This is a genomic window from Ruegeria sp. CK3, from assembly GCF_056536565.1.
In genome coordinates, this window is the sequence record NZ_JBQFPV010000017.1 from 37497 (window position 1) to 56234 (window position 18738).

23 protein-coding genes are annotated in these 18738 nt (G+C 61.0%); 13 read left to right on the forward strand and 10 right to left on the reverse strand.

Annotated features, from left to right (window positions below; translation table 11 throughout):
- Nucleotides 1-149: 149 nt before the first annotated feature.
- Genes ispH through ACR0C3_RS21760 form a run of 6 tightly spaced genes read left to right on the forward strand, consistent with a single transcriptional unit; the run spans nt 150 to nt 3857 of the window.
- Nucleotides 150-1100 (forward strand): 4-hydroxy-3-methylbut-2-enyl diphosphate reductase, encoded by a 951-nt coding sequence (ispH, locus tag ACR0C3_RS21735; protein WP_480760497.1) that lies wholly within the window; start codon nt 150-152, stop codon nt 1098-1100.
- The gene (locus ACR0C3_RS21740; RefSeq protein ID WP_170474146.1) at nt 1097-1549 is read left to right on the forward strand and encodes a DUF3429 domain-containing protein; all 453 of its coding nucleotides are present in this window, start codon (nt 1097-1099) and stop codon (nt 1547-1549) included. Before ispH ends, ACR0C3_RS21740 begins: the two co-directional genes overlap by 4 nt.
- Entirely contained in the window at nt 1546-2139 is a 594-nt protein-coding gene (locus ACR0C3_RS21745) for a class I SAM-dependent DNA methyltransferase (RefSeq protein ID WP_480760499.1), read from the forward strand. Before ACR0C3_RS21740 ends, ACR0C3_RS21745 begins: the two co-directional genes overlap by 4 nt.
- Nucleotides 2132-2599 (forward strand): ribonuclease HI, encoded by a 468-nt coding sequence (rnhA, locus tag ACR0C3_RS21750; protein ID WP_170380455.1) that lies wholly within the window; start codon nt 2132-2134, stop codon nt 2597-2599. The genes ACR0C3_RS21745 and rnhA overlap by 8 nt, the downstream gene beginning before the upstream one ends.
- Nucleotides 2596-3219, forward strand: coding sequence for a trimeric intracellular cation channel family protein (locus ACR0C3_RS21755; RefSeq protein WP_480760501.1), 624 nt, complete (start codon nt 2596-2598; stop codon nt 3217-3219). Before rnhA ends, ACR0C3_RS21755 begins: the two co-directional genes overlap by 4 nt.
- Nucleotides 3220-3254: 35 nt before the next feature.
- Complete coding sequence (locus ACR0C3_RS21760; protein WP_480760503.1) at nt 3255-3857, forward strand: COG3904 family protein; 603 nt, start codon at nt 3255-3257, stop codon at nt 3855-3857.
- 2 nt (nt 3858-3859) lie between these two features.
- On the opposite strand, the gene speB is transcribed toward ACR0C3_RS21760, so the two are convergent.
- The 6 genes from speB to def (ACR0C3_RS21790) are packed head-to-tail and all read right to left on the reverse strand — an operon-like array spanning nt 3860 to nt 7190.
- Entirely contained in the window at nt 3860-4681 is an 822-nt protein-coding gene (speB, locus tag ACR0C3_RS21765; protein WP_480760504.1) for an agmatinase, read from the reverse strand.
- A gap of 59 nt (nt 4682-4740) precedes the next feature.
- Nucleotides 4741-4977 carry a GlsB/YeaQ/YmgE family stress response membrane protein gene (locus tag ACR0C3_RS21770; protein WP_170380459.1) on the reverse strand — a complete coding sequence of 79 codons (237 nt, stop codon included), beginning with the start codon at nt 4975-4977 and terminating at the stop codon, nt 4741-4743.
- A 1-nt stretch (nt 4978) separates the two neighbouring features.
- On the reverse strand, nt 4979-5215 hold the full coding sequence (locus ACR0C3_RS21775) for a hypothetical protein (RefSeq protein WP_170380460.1): 237 nt from the start codon (nt 5213-5215) through the stop codon (nt 4979-4981).
- Between the two features lie 6 nt (nt 5216-5221).
- Nucleotides 5222-6136 (reverse strand): methionyl-tRNA formyltransferase, encoded by a 915-nt coding sequence (gene fmt / locus ACR0C3_RS21780; protein WP_480760506.1) that lies wholly within the window; start codon nt 6134-6136, stop codon nt 5222-5224.
- Between the two features lie 44 nt (nt 6137-6180).
- Complete coding sequence (def, locus tag ACR0C3_RS21785) at nt 6181-6675, reverse strand: peptide deformylase (RefSeq protein ID WP_480527825.1); 495 nt, start codon at nt 6673-6675, stop codon at nt 6181-6183.
- Nucleotides 6672-7190: a peptide deformylase gene (gene def / locus ACR0C3_RS21790; protein ID WP_170474170.1), complete on the reverse strand. Its 519-nt coding sequence runs from the start codon at nt 7188-7190 to the stop codon at nt 6672-6674. The genes def (ACR0C3_RS21785) and def (ACR0C3_RS21790) overlap by 4 nt, the downstream gene beginning before the upstream one ends.
- Nucleotides 7191-7284: 94 nt before the next feature.
- Between def (ACR0C3_RS21790) and ACR0C3_RS21795 the strand changes: the two genes are divergently transcribed.
- The gene (locus ACR0C3_RS21795) at nt 7285-8457 is read left to right on the forward strand and encodes a MalY/PatB family protein (RefSeq protein ID WP_480760507.1); all 1173 of its coding nucleotides are present in this window, start codon (nt 7285-7287) and stop codon (nt 8455-8457) included.
- A gap of 3 nt (nt 8458-8460) precedes the next feature.
- Nucleotides 8461-8988, forward strand: coding sequence for a L,D-transpeptidase family protein (locus ACR0C3_RS21800; protein WP_480760508.1), 528 nt, complete (start codon nt 8461-8463; stop codon nt 8986-8988).
- Between the two features lie 96 nt (nt 8989-9084).
- Here ACR0C3_RS21800 and ACR0C3_RS21805 read toward each other — a convergent pair whose 3' ends face one another.
- Nucleotides 9085-9438 carry a hypothetical protein gene (locus ACR0C3_RS21805; protein WP_170494124.1) on the reverse strand — a complete coding sequence of 118 codons (354 nt, stop codon included), beginning with the start codon at nt 9436-9438 and terminating at the stop codon, nt 9085-9087.
- Between the two features lie 212 nt (nt 9439-9650).
- Here ACR0C3_RS21805 and ACR0C3_RS21810 point away from each other — a divergent pair, with 212 nt between their 5' ends.
- Nucleotides 9651-10640: a glutathione S-transferase family protein gene (locus ACR0C3_RS21810; protein ID WP_480760509.1), complete on the forward strand. Its 990-nt coding sequence runs from the start codon at nt 9651-9653 to the stop codon at nt 10638-10640.
- On the opposite strand, the gene ACR0C3_RS21815 is transcribed toward ACR0C3_RS21810, so the two are convergent.
- A complete protein-coding gene (locus tag ACR0C3_RS21815) occupies nt 10622-10984 on the reverse strand; it encodes a response regulator transcription factor (protein WP_170556374.1) in 363 nt (120 codons plus the stop codon). The two genes, ACR0C3_RS21810 and ACR0C3_RS21815, sit on opposite strands and share 19 nt — an antisense overlap.
- 181 nt (nt 10985-11165) lie before the next feature.
- On the opposite strand from ACR0C3_RS21815, the gene cobD reads away from it, so the two are divergent.
- From cobD to ACR0C3_RS21835, 4 genes are all read left to right on the forward strand, one after another.
- Nucleotides 11166-12125, forward strand: a complete 960-nt coding sequence (gene cobD / locus ACR0C3_RS21820) for a threonine-phosphate decarboxylase CobD (RefSeq protein ID WP_480760510.1) — start codon at nt 11166-11168, stop codon at nt 12123-12125.
- Nucleotides 12122-13042, forward strand: a complete 921-nt coding sequence (gene cbiB, locus ACR0C3_RS21825; RefSeq protein WP_480760512.1) for an adenosylcobinamide-phosphate synthase CbiB — start codon at nt 12122-12124, stop codon at nt 13040-13042. Before cobD ends, cbiB begins: the two co-directional genes overlap by 4 nt.
- A gap of 10 nt (nt 13043-13052) precedes the next feature.
- Nucleotides 13053-14216 (forward strand): lytic murein transglycosylase, encoded by a 1164-nt coding sequence (locus ACR0C3_RS21830; RefSeq protein WP_480760513.1) that lies wholly within the window; start codon nt 13053-13055, stop codon nt 14214-14216.
- A gap of 129 nt (nt 14217-14345) precedes the next feature.
- Complete coding sequence (locus tag ACR0C3_RS21835; protein WP_480760515.1) at nt 14346-14831, forward strand: LysM peptidoglycan-binding domain-containing protein; 486 nt, start codon at nt 14346-14348, stop codon at nt 14829-14831.
- Nucleotides 14832-14855: 24 nt separating this feature from the next.
- Here the strand turns inward: ACR0C3_RS21835 and ACR0C3_RS21840 are convergent, their stop codons facing one another.
- Together ACR0C3_RS21840 and ACR0C3_RS21845 are read right to left on the reverse strand one after the other, a co-directional pair.
- Nucleotides 14856-15212: a hypothetical protein gene (locus tag ACR0C3_RS21840; protein ID WP_480760516.1), complete on the reverse strand. Its 357-nt coding sequence runs from the start codon at nt 15210-15212 to the stop codon at nt 14856-14858.
- 54 nt (nt 15213-15266) lie between these two features.
- A complete protein-coding gene (locus tag ACR0C3_RS21845) occupies nt 15267-18722 on the reverse strand; it encodes a chromosome segregation SMC family protein (RefSeq protein WP_480760517.1) in 3456 nt (1151 codons plus the stop codon).
- Between the last annotated feature and the right edge of the window lie 16 nt (nt 18723-18738).

The following is an 18738-nucleotide window of genomic DNA, read 5'->3' on the forward strand; positions in this document are numbered from 1 at the left end:
AGGGTATGAAACCCTGGCCGCGCTTCTTTAACTAAGGTTTGGTACTGAAACACCTAACGGCTATCAGTGATTCATGTCAGATCAATGACGCCGCCCTGTCTGGACCAAGGCCGTGAAAAGACCTACCTGTGGCGCAAGGAGACAGCGACATGACCAAGCCGCCATTGACTTTGTACCTTGCCGCGCCGCGCGGGTTCTGCGCGGGCGTGGACCGCGCCATCAAGATCGTCGAGATGGCGCTGCAGAAATGGGGCGCTCCGGTCTATGTCCGGCATGAGATCGTCCACAACAAATTCGTGGTCGACGGGCTGCGCGCCAAAGGGGCCGTGTTTGTCGAGGAACTGGATGAATGCCCCGATGACCGACCGGTAATCTTCTCGGCTCATGGGGTCCCCAAATCCGTACCTGCCACCGCCGCTCGTCGCGAGATGATCTATGTCGATGCCACCTGCCCTCTGGTCTCGAAGGTCCATGTCGAGGCGCAGCGCCATTCGGACAATGGCCTCCAGATGATCATGATCGGCCACAAAGGCCACCCCGAGACCATCGGCACCATGGGGCAGTTGCCCGAAGGCGAGGTGCTGCTGGTCGAAACCGTCGAAGATGTCGCCACGGTTCAGGTTCGCAATCCCGATCAGCTGGCCTTTGTCACCCAGACCACCCTGTCGGTTGATGACACCAAGGATATAATCGCGGCGCTTGAAGAGCGGTTCCCCAAGATCGTCGGCCCGCACAAGGAAGACATCTGCTACGCCACAACCAACCGGCAAGAGGCGGTGAAAGCCGTCGCGCCGAAAGCGGATGCGCTGCTGGTGGTGGGCGCACCGAACTCATCCAACTCGCGGCGATTGGTCGAGGTCGCCTCGCGCGCCGGATGCAACTATGCGCAGTTGGTTCAACGCGCCACCGACATTGACTGGCGCGCGCTTGAGGGAATTTCGAGCATTGCAATCACTGCCGGGGCCTCAGCCCCCGAGGTACTGGTTAATGAAGTCATCGACGCGTTCAGCGATCACTACGACGTAACCGTCGACCTCGTGGAAACCGCCATCGAAAACGTCGAGTTCAAAGTCCCCCGCGTGCTCAGGCAATCGGCATGAACGGCGTCCCCAAATCCGCGCTCTATCTGGGGTTGGCGGGGCTGATCCCGTTCATTTGGGGGGCACTGACTTATCTGAATTCGGATCTGCACGATCTGGGCACGCGCGAGCTAGGCTCTCGTTTCGTTGGGCCTTACATCCAGCTGTTCTATGGCTCGGTTATCCTGAGTTTCATGTCCGGTGTATTGTGGGGCTTCGCCACGAAGACCTCGGGCAGCAAGGCGACGGTGGGCTATACTCTGTCGGTCCTTCCCGCCCTTTGGGCCTTCTTCATGACAGGCGGCGGGCCGATCAGCGCTGGCACCAATCTGATGATCGGCTTTGCCGGGCTTTTGGTGCTGGACGCCCTGTTCTGGTATTGGGGTCTCGCGCCACGCTGGTGGATGCGATTGCGTATCCTGCTGACGGCCATCGTGCTGCTGTGCTTGGCTGTCGGAGTGTATCTATGAGCGACCGTGAGACGATCTCTGTCTATGACGAACAGGCCGCGCGCTATGCCGATCTGACCGATGAAGCCAACACCGGGGACCCGCAACTGACCCATTTCATTCAGGCGGTACCAACGGGCGGAAAGGTGTTAGATCTGGGCTGCGGTCCCGGTGCCTCATCAGTGATCATGGCGCAGGCGGGGCTAGAGGTTGAGGCCATGGATGCCTCGGCCGAGATGGTCCGGCTGGCCTCGGCTCACCCTGGCGTTTCCGCCCGCCAAGCGGCGTTCTCGGATATCAGGGCCGAGGGAGACTATGACGGCATCTGGGCCAATTTCAGCCTACTGCACGCCAAACGCGCGGACTTCCCGAAGCATTTGGCGGCCATTCACCGGGCGTTGAAACCCAAGGGCGTCTTCTATATCGCCATGAAGCTGGGACAGGGTGAAGGGCCGGATCGATTGGGGCGCTTCTACAGCTATTATTCCGAGGAAGACTTGAAAACTTATCTGCAAGAGGCGGGCTTTACCGTCACCGCACGACGACTTGGCAGCGGAACCGGGCTGGATGGCTCGGTCTCGGACTGGATCGGGCTTGCCGCCCATGCCTGAGCTTTTTGCCTATACCGATGGTGCCTGTTCCGGCAATCCCGGCCCCGGTGGCTGGGGCGTGCTGCTGCGCGCGATGCAGGGGGACTCGGTCCTGAAAGAACGGGAACTCAAGGGCGGTGAGGCCGAGACCACCAACAACCGGATGGAACTGCTGGCCGCGATCAGCGCGCTGGAGGCACTGGAGCGCGCTTCCAAAATCACCGTTGTTACCGACAGCGCCTATGTGAAAAACGGCGTAACGGGGTGGATTTTCGGGTGGAAGCGGAACGGTTGGAAAACCTCAAACAAGAAACCCGTCAAGAATGTGGACCTATGGCAGCGGTTGGACGAAGCGCAGGGTCGTCATGATGTGACATGGGAATGGGTCAAAGGCCATGCAGGTCATCCCGAAAACGAAAAAGCAGATGAGCTGGCCCGCGCGGGCATGGCCCCGTTCAAACCCGCAAAGGCGCAGGAGTGAGCGCGCTTGCCCTGCTGGACTATGCCTCGGTTCTGGTCTTTGCGCTGACTGGGGCGCTCGTGGCCAGCCGGGCGCAGCTTGATCTGGTCGGGTTTGCCTTCATCGCCTGCCTGACAGCGGTCGGAGGCGGCACCGTGCGGGACCTGCTGCTAGATCGTCATCCCGTCTTCTGGATCGGCCAGCCGGACTATATCCTGATTGCGGTCGGGGCCGCTGTTCTGGTGTTCTTCACCGCGCATCTGGTCGAAAGCCGCTATAGCTGGCTGATCTGGCTGGACAGTTTCGCTTTGTCCATAGCCGTTGCTGCAGGAACTGGAGCAGCGCTATCGCTGGATCAATCCGGCACCATCGTGGTGCTGATGGGCGTAACCACCGGATGTCTGGGCGGATTGATGCGCGATGTGGTCTGCAACGAGGTCCCCCTGGTGCTGAAGCAGGGAGAGCTTTACGTTTCAGCAACGTTTGCCGGTGCCTTGACGGCAGTGGTTGCGACACGGCTTGGGCTCGAGGGCCTGCCCGCTCTGGCGCTATGTGCAGCGACCTGCTGGGCCTTGCGCGCCGGATCGCTTATCTTTGGTTGGAGGCTTCCTGTCTACAAAGCCCGCCCGCCGCGCCAATAGGGCGTATACCACCGAAACAAACCTAAGGCCCGCTTGTGAAACCTGCCCTGTCTTTGCTCGCCGCCAGTGCGCTTTGCCTCGTCGCTTGCGCGGAACCCTACCGCCCGACGCAATTCTTAGCCCAAGGCGATGAGATCGTTGTCACCGGAGCCATCGATCACACCACCCTTGGTGCCTTTCGAGTGGTGGCCGCCGACAACCCGCAGATCAAAACGCTTGTCCTGCAAAACATCGAAGGATCGGTGGATGACGATGCTAACGTGATCTTCTCGCGCGAGGTGCGCAACCGGGGTTTTGACACGGTGGTGCCGTCTGATGGCATGGTCGCCTCGGGTGGGACAGACCTTTTTCTGGCGGGCAACAGGCGCACCTTGCAGCCCGGCGCCTGCGTCGGCGTTCATAGTTGGGGCGGAGGGGGCATCATCGCCACCGAACTGCCCGAGGACGACCCCGAACACGACCGATATCTGGACTATTATGACGATATCGGCGTATCCGAGGATTTCTATTGGTACACGCTAGAAGTCGCCTCGGAGGACGAAATGCACTGGATGACAGCCGCCGAGGCCAACAGCTACGACATGGCCACCACGCGCGCGACGCGGCTGGGGTCAGCCTCAACCTGCGATGCGCGCTGAATTCAGCGCGACAACAGCTGCGCGCCGATCTCTTTGACGAATTTCGCGGCCACCATTGCGGTCATGCCATAGGGGTCGCGATGGGGGTTCAGTTCGACAATATCCGCACCGACCAACTGCCCCTCGAACCGATGGATCAGGTCAATCACTTCACGCGTGCTGAGCCCACCGGGTTCGTGATGTGACACACCCGGTGCAAAGGCCGGGTCCAGCGCGTCGAGATCCAGCGACAAGTAGACCGGCCCGTCAAAGCTAATCTCCAGATCAGGACGCCAATTGCGCATGTCGATCACCTCGACCCCGAACTTGTCCGCCTGCTCCTTTTGGTGCTTGTTCATGGTGCGGATACCGACCTGCACCAGACGTTTGACCTTGCCGGTCTCCATCACCCGCGCGAAGGGGCAACCATGACCCAGAGGACCGATATCCTGCGTGTCATACAGGTCGGGATGCGAGTCGATATGCAGGATGTTCAGCCCCTCGTACCGCTCGGCATGGGCCTTGATCAGCGGGAAAGCGACCGAGTGATCTCCGCCCAAAGACAATAGCCGCGCGCCGGTTTCGATCCGTGCGGCGGCCCCGGCCTCGATCCGGTCGATCGGCTCTTGCCCGCGCATCTCGAACACATCCAGATCACCCGTATCCTTGAACCGATCCGTGGCCCCTAGATCGGTGCCATCCTCGGCCGTCAGGTTGGCCGCACCGGAATGCAGCGCCTCGCGAATGCGACCGGGCGCAAAGGCCGGACCCTGCAGAAACGAGGAATGCAAATCCAGTGGAACGCCCATCAGGGCTACGTCACCAGCGTTCAGATCATAAGACATGGGTCACCTGTTTGAAAACTCGGCTTGATCTGGCGGCGACCCAAGGGAAAGGTCAAGCCTTAACGGCGCTTTAAACTCTGCCATATCCAGATCACCAGCAACGCGCCCAGCACCGCCCCCACAAAACCGGACAACCAGCCGGAAACGGTGATCAGTGCACGCAACAGGAACCCGCCGACCAAGGCACCGACGATACCAATCAGCATGGTAGTGGGAATATCGGCCTCGATCCGCATCAGGCGGGTGGCGAGGAACCCTGCGGCGGCTCCGATCACGATCAGGGCGACAACTGGCATGTCATCGCCTCCAATGGGTTGGCACGATGATCAGCGCACCGATTGAGGATAGAACCGCGTCCAGCCCAGGCGGGCCAAAGCTGATGCCAAACATGATGCGGACGAAGTAGAACAGGAACGCGCCGCCGACGCAGATGATGATGGATTGAAGGTAACCGTTATGGGTGAATTCCGTCTTCTCAGAGAGGTAGCCGACTATCCCGGCAATCACGACGGTGCCCATCAGGACCATGAACATCTGTCTCTACTCCGACGTCAAGCGGGTGCCGACCGGAATGGGCCAGCCCCGCAGAAAGGTTTCCCTATCCTGCGCGCCTTTGCCTGCCCGTTGCAAGCGCAACAGTTCAACCGCGCCCTGCCCGCAGGCGACATGCAATTCGGGTGTCAGGACCTCTCCCGAAGCGCCCTGCCCCTCGGCCACGCGTGAAGCCAGCAGCTTTAGGCGGGCGCCCTCCATCTCGGTCCACGCGCCAGGGAAGGGCGACAGGCCCCGGATCTGGCGGTCGACCTCAACTGCGGGTCGGGACCAGTCGATACGCGCCTCGGATTTGTCGACCTTTGAGGCGTAGGTGACGCCCTCTTCGGGTTGTGGCTGGGGGGTGAGGTCCGGCAGCTGGGTCAAGGCTTCGGTGATCAACGCGCCCCCCATAGTTGAGAGCCGGTCGTGTAGCTGCGCGGTGGTTTCCTCACGTTCAATCGGCGTGGCCTGACGCATCAGGACGGGGCCCGTGTCCAAACCCGCCTCCATCTGCATGATGCAGATCCCGGTTTCCGCGTCGCCCGACATGATCGCACGATGGATCGGCGCGGCCCCGCGCCAGCGCGGCAACAGGCTCGCATGGATATTCAGACAACCCTGTGCGGGTGCGTCCAGAATGGCTTGCGGCAGAAGGAGGCCATAGGCGACGACCACCGCCACATCCGCGTTCAATGCAGCGAAAGCGGCCTGTTCTTCGGGCGATTTCAGCGAGACTGGGTGCCGGACCTCTAGCCCCAACGCCTCAGCCCGCGCATGCACAGGTGTCGGGCGGTCCTTCTTACCCCGACCAGCGGGGCGCGCGGGCTGGCAATAGACGGCGGCGATCTCATGCCCCGCATCGACCAGAGCATCCAATACCGGGACCGAGAAATCGGGCGTACCCATGAAAATTAGTCGCATGTTCCGCTCCGGTACGGTTTCCGGGTGCCGGTCTGAAGCCCGACCTACCCCTGTTTTTTGGCTTTGCGCAGCAGCATGTCTCGTTTGACCTTGCTGAGGCGGTCGAAATACATCCGGCCGTTCAGATGGTCGATCTGGTGCTGCACGCTGGTGGCCTCGATCCCCACAAAATCGCGGCGGTCAATGATGCCCTGTTCGTTCAGGAATTTGACGGTCACGGCCCGAGGGCGCTTTACCTTGGCCGACACGCCCGGCAGATTCGGGCTGGCCTCATCATGTTCGCGCAACTCGATCGAGCTGTGCAGGATTTCCGGGTTCGCCAGTCTTATCACCCGACCGCGCTCGGCCGAGCCATCGACAACGGCCAGACGCAGCATCACCCCGATCTGAGGCGCGGCCAAGCCTACACCAGGCATCGCCTCCATCGTGTCGATCATATCGTCCCAGATGGCGCGGATCTCATCGGTGATCTCAGATACATCCTCCGCCTTGGTCCGCAAGCGTTTGTCCGGCCATGGCAGGCAGGTGCGGACGGTCATGTGCGTGCCTTCTCGCGCTTGAGCTTTTGCATCTTGCGCGTGATCATCTGCCGTTTTAGCGGCTTGAGGTAGTCGATGAAAAGCTTGCCATCCAAGTGGTCGATCTCATGCTGCACGCAGGTGGCCCAGAGCCCATCAAAGGTTTCCTGCTGTGCGTTACCGTTCTGGTCCATCCAGGCCACGTCGACGACCTTCGGACGCGTGACCTCTGCATATTGATCCGGGATCGACAGGCAGCCTTCCTCGTATACATTGGTCTCATCCGACGAGGCGATGATCTCGGGGTTGAACATGACCAGCGGACGGGGGGCCTCGCCTTCTTCCTTGACGCAATCGAGAACGATCAGGCGATCCAGCACTCCGATCTGCGGCGCGGCCAGACCAATGCCGGGCGCATCATACATGGTCTCTAGCATGTCATCGGCCAACTTGCGCAGATCATCTGTCAGATCGGCAACCGGGGCGCAGACCTTTTTCAGGCGAGGATCGGGATGGATCAGAATAGTGCGTTTCATGAGGCTGATTTAGGGCATACAGCCCGTCGCCGCAACGCCCCCCTTGCACCCGCCCGATTTGTAGTTAGCTTTCGCCTCGACAGATGGAGCAGACATGACTTTCAATATCCCAACCGACCGCCGCGGTACCCACAGTTCAAAATGGGACAAGGTGGAGCAACTCTACGGCGTATCCCCCGATGATGGGCTCGCGATGTGGACGGCAGATTCCGACTATCAGTCCGCGCCTTGCGTGATTGATGCGGTGCGCCGCGCCGCTGAACATGGGGTCTTTGGCTATTCGTGGAAACACCCTGAATACTTGGCTTCGGTTCAGTGGTGGATGCAAACCCGTCATGACTGGCAAATCGACACTGATTGGGTGTTGACCTCACAAGGTTTGGGCAATGCAATCGCCCTCTGTCTGGATGTCTGGAGCGAACCGGGCGATGGCGCTGTGATCTTCACACCCGTTTACCATGAGTTTGCCCACAAGGTGAACAAATCCGGACGCCGCGTGGTGGAATGCCCGCTGGTGCGCGAGGGAGACAGCTACGCGATTGATCTGGACGACGCGCAGTCGCGTCTGGATGGGTCGGAGAAGCTGCTGCTGTGGTGTTCGCCGCAAAACCCGTCGGGCCGGGTATGGACGACTGAGGAGCTGCGCTCGGTGGCTGAATTCGCCGGGCGCAACGGGCTGATTCTGGTCTCGGATGAGATCCATCATGATCTGGTTTACCCGGGGGCGAAGTTCGTCCCGATGGATGTCGCAGCACCTGAGGCACGGCCTTGGACCGTGACACTTACGGCAGCGTCGAAGACCTTCAATATTGCGGGACAGCGCACCGGCAACATGATTATCCCCGACCCTAAGCTGCGTGCAGCGATGCGCTACCGGCTGGATACGCTGGACTATGAACCAAGCGCCCTGGGCGTGGCCATGATCACCGCCGCCTACACGCCCGAAGGGGCGGAATGGGTGGATGCTCAGGTCGCGCATCTGGATGGAAACCGCCAGCTGTTTGACGCCACGATCGCCGAGATTCCCGGCCTTTGGTCGATGCCCCTAAAGGCAACCTATCTGGCCTGGGTCGATTTCTCAGGCACTGGGATGAGCCATGATGAGTTTGTTCGACGTCTGCGTCAGGACGCGCGGATCGCGACCTCATCAGGCCCCGGATTTGGCACGGGCGGCGAAACTTTCGAACGCTTCAACCTTGCCACCCAACGCGCCCGCGTCGAGGAGGCCTGCGCGCGGCTGAAGCAGGCGTTCGGGGATCTGCAATAGCGGATGCGCCTGCTGGCCCGGATCACGCTGGTCGTCCTGATCGCAGCCCTTGGCTGGATCGGCTGGCAGAGATACAGGCCGCGCCCTCCCGCGCCTGCCATGGCGCCTGACGCGGCACAGATCGACCACATTCTGATCGAAAAATCTGCCCGCCGCCTAACCGCGACGTTGGACGGAGCCATCGTACTGCAAACCGAGATCGCACTGGGGTTCGCGCCGGAAGGAGACAAAGAGCAGGAAGGCGACGGTAAGACGCCCGTCGGGGTGTTCAGCATCGACCGGCGCAACCCGAACAGTGCGTTTCTCCTGTCACTTGGGATCGACTACCCTCAACCCGAAGACATCGCCCGCGCACAGCAGCAGGGCATAGACCCCGGCGGAGATATCTTCATTCACGGGCAACCAAATGGCGTTGTCGGCCTCACCCTGCCCGGAGACTGGACGCTGGGCTGCATCGCTTTGTCCAATGACGAGATGGCCAAGCTGTGGAGCCTGACTCCGACCGGAACGACCGTCGAAATTCGACCCTAGGTCGCTTTGCCTTTGATTTGGGGCGCCATACGCCGCCTCTCCTTGCAGACGAACGCGCCTTTCGGTGGTCTAGCCTCAGGTAAAACGCAAAACGCTTCAGTCCTCGTACCCCAGCAGGGCAATCGGAGCATCCGGGGCGCGGTAGAAATCCAGCGGCGCCTTGTCGGAAGCCGCCGTGTTGCGCTTGAACTCATAGCGCATTTCGCCTGCCTCTTCCTCGTCCGCGACGATCAGGCATTGATACAAATGGTTCGCACCGTCATGGATATCGACTAACCCGCGCAAACGCGGCGTGGTCTCGGCCTCGACTGTAAAGCCATTCTTCCACAATCTAAGAATTTTGAAGTAATTGTCGCCCATTTCCACCCGCAAACGGCTGGTCTTTTTCAAAGTGGCGATTCGCGCGGCCTCCAACTCAGCGCTCATTTCCTTGGAAACATAGGTACTCATCAAATTTCCCCCCTTCGATATCTCTTATTGTGGGAGCAAAACTGTAAAAATCCAGTGAAGCCGAACACATAACATCAAAGCGCACGCAGATGTTGCGCGCACATCTCAGGCCGGTGATGTGCGCAAGTGCAGGCTGAATGCGCGCGGGCTGTGATAGGAAGGCCGGGTTCTGCACCCTATCTTTGCCGAAACGCAGATACGGAGGACGCGATATGGGCCTGTTGGTTGACGGAACCTGGCACGACACCTGGTATGACACGAAATCCACCGGCGGCGCATTCAAGCGCAGCGCCGCTCAGTTTCGCAATTGGCTGACGGCTGATGGCAGCGCTGGCGCGTCCGGCAAAGGTGGCTTCAAGGCCGAACCGGGGCGCTATCACCTCTATGTCAGTCACGCCTGTCCTTGGGCCCATCGGACGCTGATCTTTCGGGAGCTCAAAGGGTTGACCGATCTGATCTCGGTTTCGGTGGTGCATCCGGACATGCTGGACAAGGGCTGGAGTTTTGAAACCGATGATCACGGCGCGACCGGAGATGATCTTTACGGCCTGGACTACGCCCATCAGATCTACACCAAGGCCGACCCCGCCTATTCCGGTCGGGTTACGGTGCCGATCCTGTGGGACAAAAAGCAGGAGACGATTGTCTCGAACGAAAGCTCGGAAATCATCCGCATGTTCAACTCGGCCTTCAACGAGATCACGGGCAACCGCGATGACTACTGGCCCGAGGCAATGCGGGATGAGATCGAAGAGGTAAACGCGCGGATCTACTCAGACGTTAACAACGGTGTCTACAAATCCGGTTTTGCCACCTCGCAAGAGGCATATGACGCCGCCGTCCACCCACTGTTCGAGACGCTGGATTGGCTCGAGGACCGGCTGGCCCGGAACCGCTACCTGATGGGCGACCGCGTGACCGAGGCCGACTGGCGTTTGTTCACCACGCTGATCCGGTTCGATCCGGTCTATCACCTGCACTTCAAGTGCAACAAACGCCGGCTGATCGACTACCCCAACCTCTGGGCCTATACGCGTGAGCTATATCAATGGCCGGGTGTCGCGCAGACCGTGAACATGAACCATATCGTGCGGCACTATCACTACAGTCACGACAGCATCAATCCGCACCGGATCATCCCGGTTAACCCGACGCTTGACTATCTTGAACCGCACGGACGGGATCAGCGCCCCGCCGCGTAATGCTCTACCATCGCCGCCAGATCCTCGGGCGGGGTGCCGCTTTGCACATAGGCACAGGCATTGGGACTGTGGGCAAAGATCGACCCGTCCGAGAAGAAGGTGGTGTTGGTGACAAAAATCACCCGCGCCTCGGGGCGACGGTAGCTGGCGAAATCGGCAACGGCCAGCGCGCTGCCGGTTTCCAGAACCAGATCCAGCACGATAATCTCGAACTCAGAGCCATAGAGCGCCAGTATCGCGGCCTCTTGCCCAGCCACAAGCGTCACCTCGGCACCTTGCCGTTCAAGATGCCTTTTCCAGACCCGACCCAGATCGGGGTTACTCTCAACAATCAAAACTTTCATACTACAACCTCGGCACTTGGTGTGGTGAGTGGTGCCGACCCCCAAGACCCGTGATCACGTCATTTCCTTAACAAAGTGTTAACTCCGCCTGCTGACGGCCCTGATCACGCGGATTTGCTTGTCAAAACGGCGAAAATCCGCTTGAAGCGGGGCGAATACGACATTTGGGGCATGCGTTGGGATGAACGATACCGAATTGAATCCTCGTGCGAAACGCGACCATGGTGGCGGTCTGGATGGGGCCATCGCGCTATATGGCGGCGCGCGCAGCGATTGGATCGACCTGTCCACCGGCATCAACCCGCATCCCTACCCGATTGCAGGGCTGCACCCCTCGGATTGGACCGAACTGCCCGATCATGGCGCGTTCGAGCGCCTCAGCACAGCCGCCCGCCAGTTCTGGAATGTCCCGGCGGAGGCGGCGATCCTGCCCGCGCCCGGAGCTTCGGCCCTGATCGCGCGCATTCCCGCACTGGCGACGCAAGGCCGGGTCCAGATCACGATGCCCACCTATAACGAACACGCCGCCGCCTTTCGGGCTCAAGGCTGGTCGGTGCAGGAAACCGGCCCTGCTGATGCGCGCGTAATCGTACACCCGAACAACCCGGATGGCCGGGTGTGGCGAGCCAACGACGCCACCGCGCCTTTGACCATCATTGACGAAAGCTTTTGCGACGTGATGCCCGGTGCCTCGTTGATCCATCTGGCCGGACAGCCCGGCGTGATCGTTCTGAAAAGCTTTGGTAAGTTCTGGGGGTTGGCCGGGATGCGGCTGGGCTTTGCCATCGGTGCATCGGACCTGATTGCCAGACTGAACGACCTGACCGGCCCTTGGGCTGTCTCGGGTCCTGCTTTGCGGGTCGGAACACAAGCTCTGCAGGACACGGATTGGGCCAACGAGACCCGCATGCGTCTGGAAGCCGAGACCACCCGGCTGGACGCCATGGTTATTGATAAACGCGCGCGGCTGGTCGGAGGCACAAGCCTGTTCCGCCTCTACGAAGTCGAGGATGCGGCCCTATGGCAAGACCGTTTGGCGCAGGCACATATCTGGAGCCGCATCTTCCCCTATTCACAACGCTATCTGCGCGTTGGCCTCCCTCCTGCACACGGGTGGGATCGGCTGGAGGCCGCGCTGTGAGCATACCCTTTCTGTTGGTCTGCGCGATGTGTCTGGACGCGGCGTTGGGCGAGCCGGACTGGCTCTGGTCCCGCATCCGGCACCCTGCGGTGGTGATCGGCAATGCCATTGGATGGCTGGACAAGCGGCTGAACCACGGCGCAGCGCGGCGTGCCAAGGGCGTTTGCACACTGCTCCTACTGGTCATTGCGGCCTATGGTGTCGGCTGGGTGCTGGCGCAGCTTGGCGGAGTTGCGGAGATTCTGGTCTGTGCGATCCTGTTGGCGCAGAAATCGCTTGTGACCCATGTCCGCGCTGTCGGCGAAGGGCTACACGCCTCGCTTGCTGACGGGCGGGCGCAGGTAGCCATGATCGTCTCACGAGACACAAGCGACATGACCGAGGAACAGGTCGCCCGGTCCGCCATCGAAAGCGCGGCCGAGAATCTCAGCGACGGCGTTATCGCGCCCGCTTTCTGGTTTCTATTGGCGGGCCTGCCGGGGTTGCTGGTCTACAAGGCCGTGAATACCGCTGACAGCATGATCGGCTATCGCACCGAGAAACACCGGGATTTTGGATGGGCTTCGGCCCGGTTCGACGACCTGCTGAACCTGATCCCCGCGCGGCTGACCTGCCTGATGATCGTGGCGTTATCGGGCCAATGGGCGCGCTGGAGAGATATCCTGCAGGACGCCCACCGACATATCTCGCCCAATGCAGGCTGGCCCGAGGCTGCAATGGCCCGCGGGCTGGACATCGCACTGGCAGGACCACGCAGCTATGACGGACAGTTGCGCGACCTGGCCTGGGTCAATGGCGATGCGCGCCGTCAGATCGGCGCGGCAGAGGTTTTCCGCGCATGCGACATGCTCTGGCGTGTCTGGGGGCTTGCGCTTGGCCTCGTCTCAGTGTGGGTTGGGATCAACGTGATCTTCTAAAGGACGCCCCATGCGCTTTCTGTCCGGCCTCTTCGCCGCCGCCCTGTTCGCCTCGCCCGCCTTTGCGCAATGTGGCGGAGGGTTCAATTCCTTCGTCAAAGGGCTGAAGGCCGAAGCGGTCCAGCAAGGGTTCGACAAATCCACCGTCAACGCCTTTTTCAAAGGGGTGCAGCAGGACAACGCCGTTCTGAGAGCCGACCGTGCGCAGGGCGTGTTCCAGAAACCCTTCATCGACTTTTCGCGCCGTCTGATCTCGCAGAACCGGATCGACCGGGGCAAGGCCATGTCGCAGAAATACGACGCGGTCTTCGACCGGATCGAGCGCGAATATGGTATCTCACGCGGGGTCCTGCTGGCCTTTTGGGCGTTCGAAACCGACTACGGCGCGTTTCAGGGCGATTTCAACACCCGCAACGCGCTGGTCACGCTGGCCCATGACTGCCGCCGCCCCGAGCTGTTCCGACCCCAGATCTTCGCTGCCATCGAGCTGTACAGTCAGGGAAATTTCGACCCCGCCCGCACTACTGGCGCCTGGGCCGGAGAAATCGGCATGGTTCAGATGCTGCCCCGCGACATACTGGAAAACGGCGTGGATGGGGATGGGGACGGCAAGGTCTCGCTAAAAACCTCGGCCCCGGATGCGCTGATGTCGGGGGGTAAGATGCTATCCCATCTGGGTTGGCAGCCGGGCCAGCCCTGGCTGCAAGAGGTGACAGTGCCCGCGCAGATGGACTGGTCGCTGTCCGGGCCGGGCAAACCTCGTGCAGTGTCTGACTGGCAGGCAATGGGTGTGCAGGCCCGTAGCGCCTCGCTGGCCAACCTGCCTGCCTCGCTGATCCTGCCGCAGGGGCACAAAGGGCCGGCCTTTCTGGCCTATCCAAATTTCGACGTCTATTTCGAATGGAACCAAAGTTTTACCTACGTCCTGACAGCAGCCTATTTCGGCACAAGGCTAGAGGGCGCACAGATCTATGACGCGGGCAATCCGGCAGCAGGCCTGAACGGCGCACAGATGAAGCAATTGCAGAGCAAACTGCAATCGCGTGGCTATGACGTCGGCAAAATCGACGGGATTTTAGGGGCCGGTACCAGAGCGGCAGTGCAGGCAGAACAGAAGCGGTTGGGCCTGCCCGCTGATGCGTGGCCTACGCCTGACTTACTGAACAGACTCTAGAAGGAGCACCCCCTACTGGCTGAAAAGAACGTCAACAAGGGCGCGTGATGGGCCATTTTCCACCGGTCTGATTTTGTGCGGGAACCTGTTCGGGGTATGATTCCCTATCCATTGCGAAGGAGTTCATTGATGAATATTGAAATACTTCAGCCCCAACCCTTCGACATCGTCGGCCAGACAATCATGATCGCAGGCAACGCCGTTGGCTTTGAAGGACACCTTTCCATCTCGATCACAGAAGGTCATGTGGAATTCACTGGAGCCGCGACGGCTGGGGCAATTGCGCTTCGCCAGTTTCAGGCCACGCTGGAAGTCCCTGACAATCCGAATTTCCAACTCGACCGTCTGATCCTGACGGTCAAGGATGACAGCGCCGGTGGTGAGGGCGGGATTCCGACCGTCCATGTTCCGATCTTTTACGGTCCGCGCATTCTGCCGGGATATGTCGGGTATAGGAACTACACCGTCGCGCCCGGAGATACTCTGACCGCGATCTCTGTATCGCAATACGGTAATGCTGGGCAGATCTCGGTGATCCAAAGGGCAAACGCGCATTTTATCAGCGACCCGAATGTGATTTTCCCCGGTCAGGAGTTGAGGATTCCGATTTTCTGATCGCGCGTGAGTAGCGACAGACAGCTATTGCGCTTCGGGTCTAACTGGATACCGATCGCCCTTTTGATCGATCAGAATCAACCGATCGCCCCTGCGCACATAGAGGTCACACCGGCTGAACCCGTTGCGATAGGCGATACAAACGCTGCCATCCTCGGCAATGGAATAGGTGCCAAAGGCGGATTCTCCGCTGGCGTAGGTGTAGGAATAGGCCCCTCCGGCGGAGTATTTGGACTGACCGTCGTCAAAGAAAGTCAAGGTTCGCCCAGCCAGACCGTTCAGTTCCTCAAGGGTCAAAGGCGCATCACCGGGCTTTAACGCCCATTCGGCGGCAGAAAGCGGGCTGGCGGATAGCAGGGCGAGCAATAGAAAACGTATCATGCGGACACCCTAGCCCGAAGCGTCGTGAAACAGGCATAACGTTGCAGTGAGGGGTCAGGCGACCATCTGCTCGGCTTTTTTCAGATCGACCGACACCAACTGGCTGACGCCCTGTTCCTGCATGGTCACGCCGAACAGCCGATCCATCCGTGCCATAGTTACTGCGTGGTGGGTGATGATCAGGAACCGCGTGTCGGTCTGGCGGCACATCTCGTCCAGCAGGTCGCAGAACCGGGTGACGTTGGCGTCGTCCAGCGGCGCGTCGACCTCGTCCAGCACACAGATCGGGGCGGGATTGGCGAGGAAGACGCCAAAGATCAGCGCGGTTGCTGTCAGGGTCTGTTCTCCACCCGACAACAGACTCAGGGTCGAGAGTTTCTTGCCCGGAGGTTGGCACATGATTTCAAGCCCCGCATCCAGCGGATCGTCGCTTTCGACCATGACCAGATTGGCTTCACCGCCACCGAACAGGTGCTTGAATAGCATCGCGAAGTTCGAATTCACCTGTTCAAACGCGGTCAGAAGACGCTCACGCCCTTCGCGGTTGAGGCTGGCAATACCGCTGCGCAAGGCCTTGATCGCCTCTTCCAGATCAGCCTTTTCACCGTTCAGAGTGTCGAACTCTTCCTGAACCTCTTTGCTGTCCTCTTCGGCCCTCAGGTTCACCGCACCCATCGCGTCGCGCTGGCGTTTGTGGCGGTTGACCTCTGCCTCAAGCGCGTCGGCGGCGGGCATCTGATCCGGGTTCACGTCCAACTGGTTCAGTAACTGGTTCGGGGTCAGCTGCTGATCCTCGGCAATCCGTTCCGCCGCCGCGGTGACGCTTTCCTTGGCCGCATCACAGCGCGCCTCTGCTGCCGCACGGGTTTCGCGCGCTTCTGAGGCCAAGCGTTCCGCGTCACGCTCGGCCATGACAACCTCTCGCTGCTGGGTTTCGGCCTCGGCAAGCTTATCGGCGGCCTCAGCCCGGCGGGCTTCGGCGGCTTCGATCATCTCGTTCAGCTCTTCCCGTGCCTCGGCGATCTCGGCGGGCGCAGCCATGGCCTCGGAGAGTTCCTCCTCGGACCCCTCCTTTCGGTCGGCCAGTTCGGAAATCCGCTTTTCGGCGGTCTCCAACCGGTGCTTCCACCCGCTGAGGTCTTTCGTCACCTCCTGGCTGCGACGTGTCCGAACCTCACCTTCGCGGCGCAACTCATCATGGGTCGAGCGGTGGGTCAGCATGGTGATCCGCGCGGCTTCGACCGTTTGCTTGATGTCTTCAACCTGCGCGCGGGCACTGTCGAGGTCGCCCAGTTCGGTCAGCGCGGCTTCGGCCTCACGGAGTTGCGCGCGGGCAGACATGGCGTCATCTTTGTGGCGATCCACAGACAGGGTCAGAGTTTCCAGCTTGCCCTGCGCCAGATTGCGATCCGCCTCGGCGCGCGACAAGGCGCGGGCGGCTTCGGCCATGCGCTGATCGGCCCCGCGGCGCGCCTCACGCGCGCGGCGGTCTGCTTCGGTGACATCGGCCAATTGCTGCGACAGGGCCTCATGCGCTGCGCGGGCCCCTTCGGCCTGCGCCTCGGTGCGGGCGAGTTCCTGTTTCAAAGCTTCCAGCTTGTTCAACTGCTCCAACCGCAAGGCAGCTGCGCTGGGTGCATCTTCGGCCCAGGCGCGGAATCCGTCCCAGCGCCACAGATCACCGGATCGCGACACCAGCCGCTGACCCGGTTTCAAGGACGTCTGCAACCGCGCGCCAAGCTCTGCATCAACCAAGCCGATTTGCGCGATCCGGCGGCTGAGGCGATCCGGCCCCGAGACATGCAGCGCCAAAGGTTCGGCCCCTTCCGGCAGAGGCTGATCCGCTTCATAGCCCGCGACCTGCACCCAACCTGATGGCCCATCGCCCTCAACCAAGGGCGCGCGCAGATCGTCGGCCAAAGCCGCCCCCAGCGCCTTTTCAAAGCCCGGTGCGACGCGCAGAAGGTCCAGCACCTGCCCGCCTTCGGCGGTGTCCCGTTCGACCAGCTTGGCGAGCGCGGTGGTTTCGGCCCTGATGGCCCCCAACTCACCCTCAGCCTCGGACCGTTGGGCCCGGGCCTCAGCCTCGCGCGCCTGCGTCTCGGTCCGCATCTCATCAGCGGCAGCCAGCGCTTCCTCGGCCGCTTCGGCAGCTTCCCGCGCCTCTTCTTCACCTTCTTGCGCCGCTTCAAAAGCGTCATCCGCGCGCGTCAGGGCAGACTTGGCTTCGTCCACCGCCAGCCGCGCTTTCTCCTCTTCGCCCTCGGACCGGGCCAGAGTCTTGCGACTGTCCTCAACCAAGCGCTGCGCAGACTGGTGGCGCGCGACCAGGCGGGCCATATCCTCGGTCTGTTGAGACAGGTGGTCTTCGCGTTCCTGCAGGATCGAGGCCGCTTCGCGCGCCACCTCAGCTGCCTCGGTAACCTTCTCATCATGACCTTCCGCGGCTTTGATCAGCTCGCGGGCTTCCCATTCCAAACGCTCGATCATTTCGCCTGCATCGCGGTTCAGACCAGTTTCGCGTTCGATATCGTTCCCAAGTTGCTGAATGCGGTTGGTCAGCGTTTCAATGGATTGGCGCGCGCGAGTTTCCTGATCCGAGAGCTGATCGCGCTGCACTTGCTGGCGTTGCAGGACGGCGGCTGCGATGGCCTCTTCTTCGCGTAGGGGAGGCAAGGTTTCCTCGATCTCCGCGCGTTTGGCAGCGGCTTCGCGGGCGGCGGCCTCCGCGCGTGAGGCTTCGGTGATCCGGTCGCGCAGCTTATCTTCGGCAACCTGGCGGGCGATATCGGCCTCTTTCCAGCGCCGATAGAGCAGCATACCCTCGGCCTGCCGCAACTGTTCTCCGATCTCGCGGTAGCGCGCCGCCTGACGGGCCTGACGCGCCAATTGCGCAAGTTGGCCACCCAACTGCTCCAGCACATCATCGACACGGGTCAGGTTGGCCTCAGTGCCTTTCAGCTTCAACTCAGCCTCATGCCGCCGTTGATAGAGGCCTGAGATTCCGGCAGCCTCTTCCAGAATGCGACGGCGGGCGCGGGGTTTGGCGTTGATCAGCTCGGCAATGCGGTTCTGCCCAACCAAAGCAGGGGAATGCGCCCCGGTCGAAGCATCGGCGAACAGCATCTGCACATCCCGGGCGCGCACGTCCTTGCCATTGGTCTTGTAGGCGCTGCCGACATCGCGGGTGATGCGGCGAATGATCTCCAACTGGTCGCTGTCATTGAAGCCCGAAGGCGCCAGACGTTCCGAGTTGTCCATGGTCAGGACCACCTCGGCAAAGTTGCGCGCAGGTCGCGTGGCCGCCCCGGCGAATATCACATCCTCCATCGCGCCGCCGCGCATGGATTTGGGACGGTTTTCGCCCATCACCCAGCGCAGAGCTTCAAGAAGGTTGGATTTGCCGCAGCCATTGGGACCCACCACACCGGTCAATCCGTCCGCAATGATCAGATCGGTCGGATCAACAAAGCTTTTGAAGCCGGTCAGTTTGAGTTTGCTAAAGCGCAAAGGCGGCCTGTCCCAT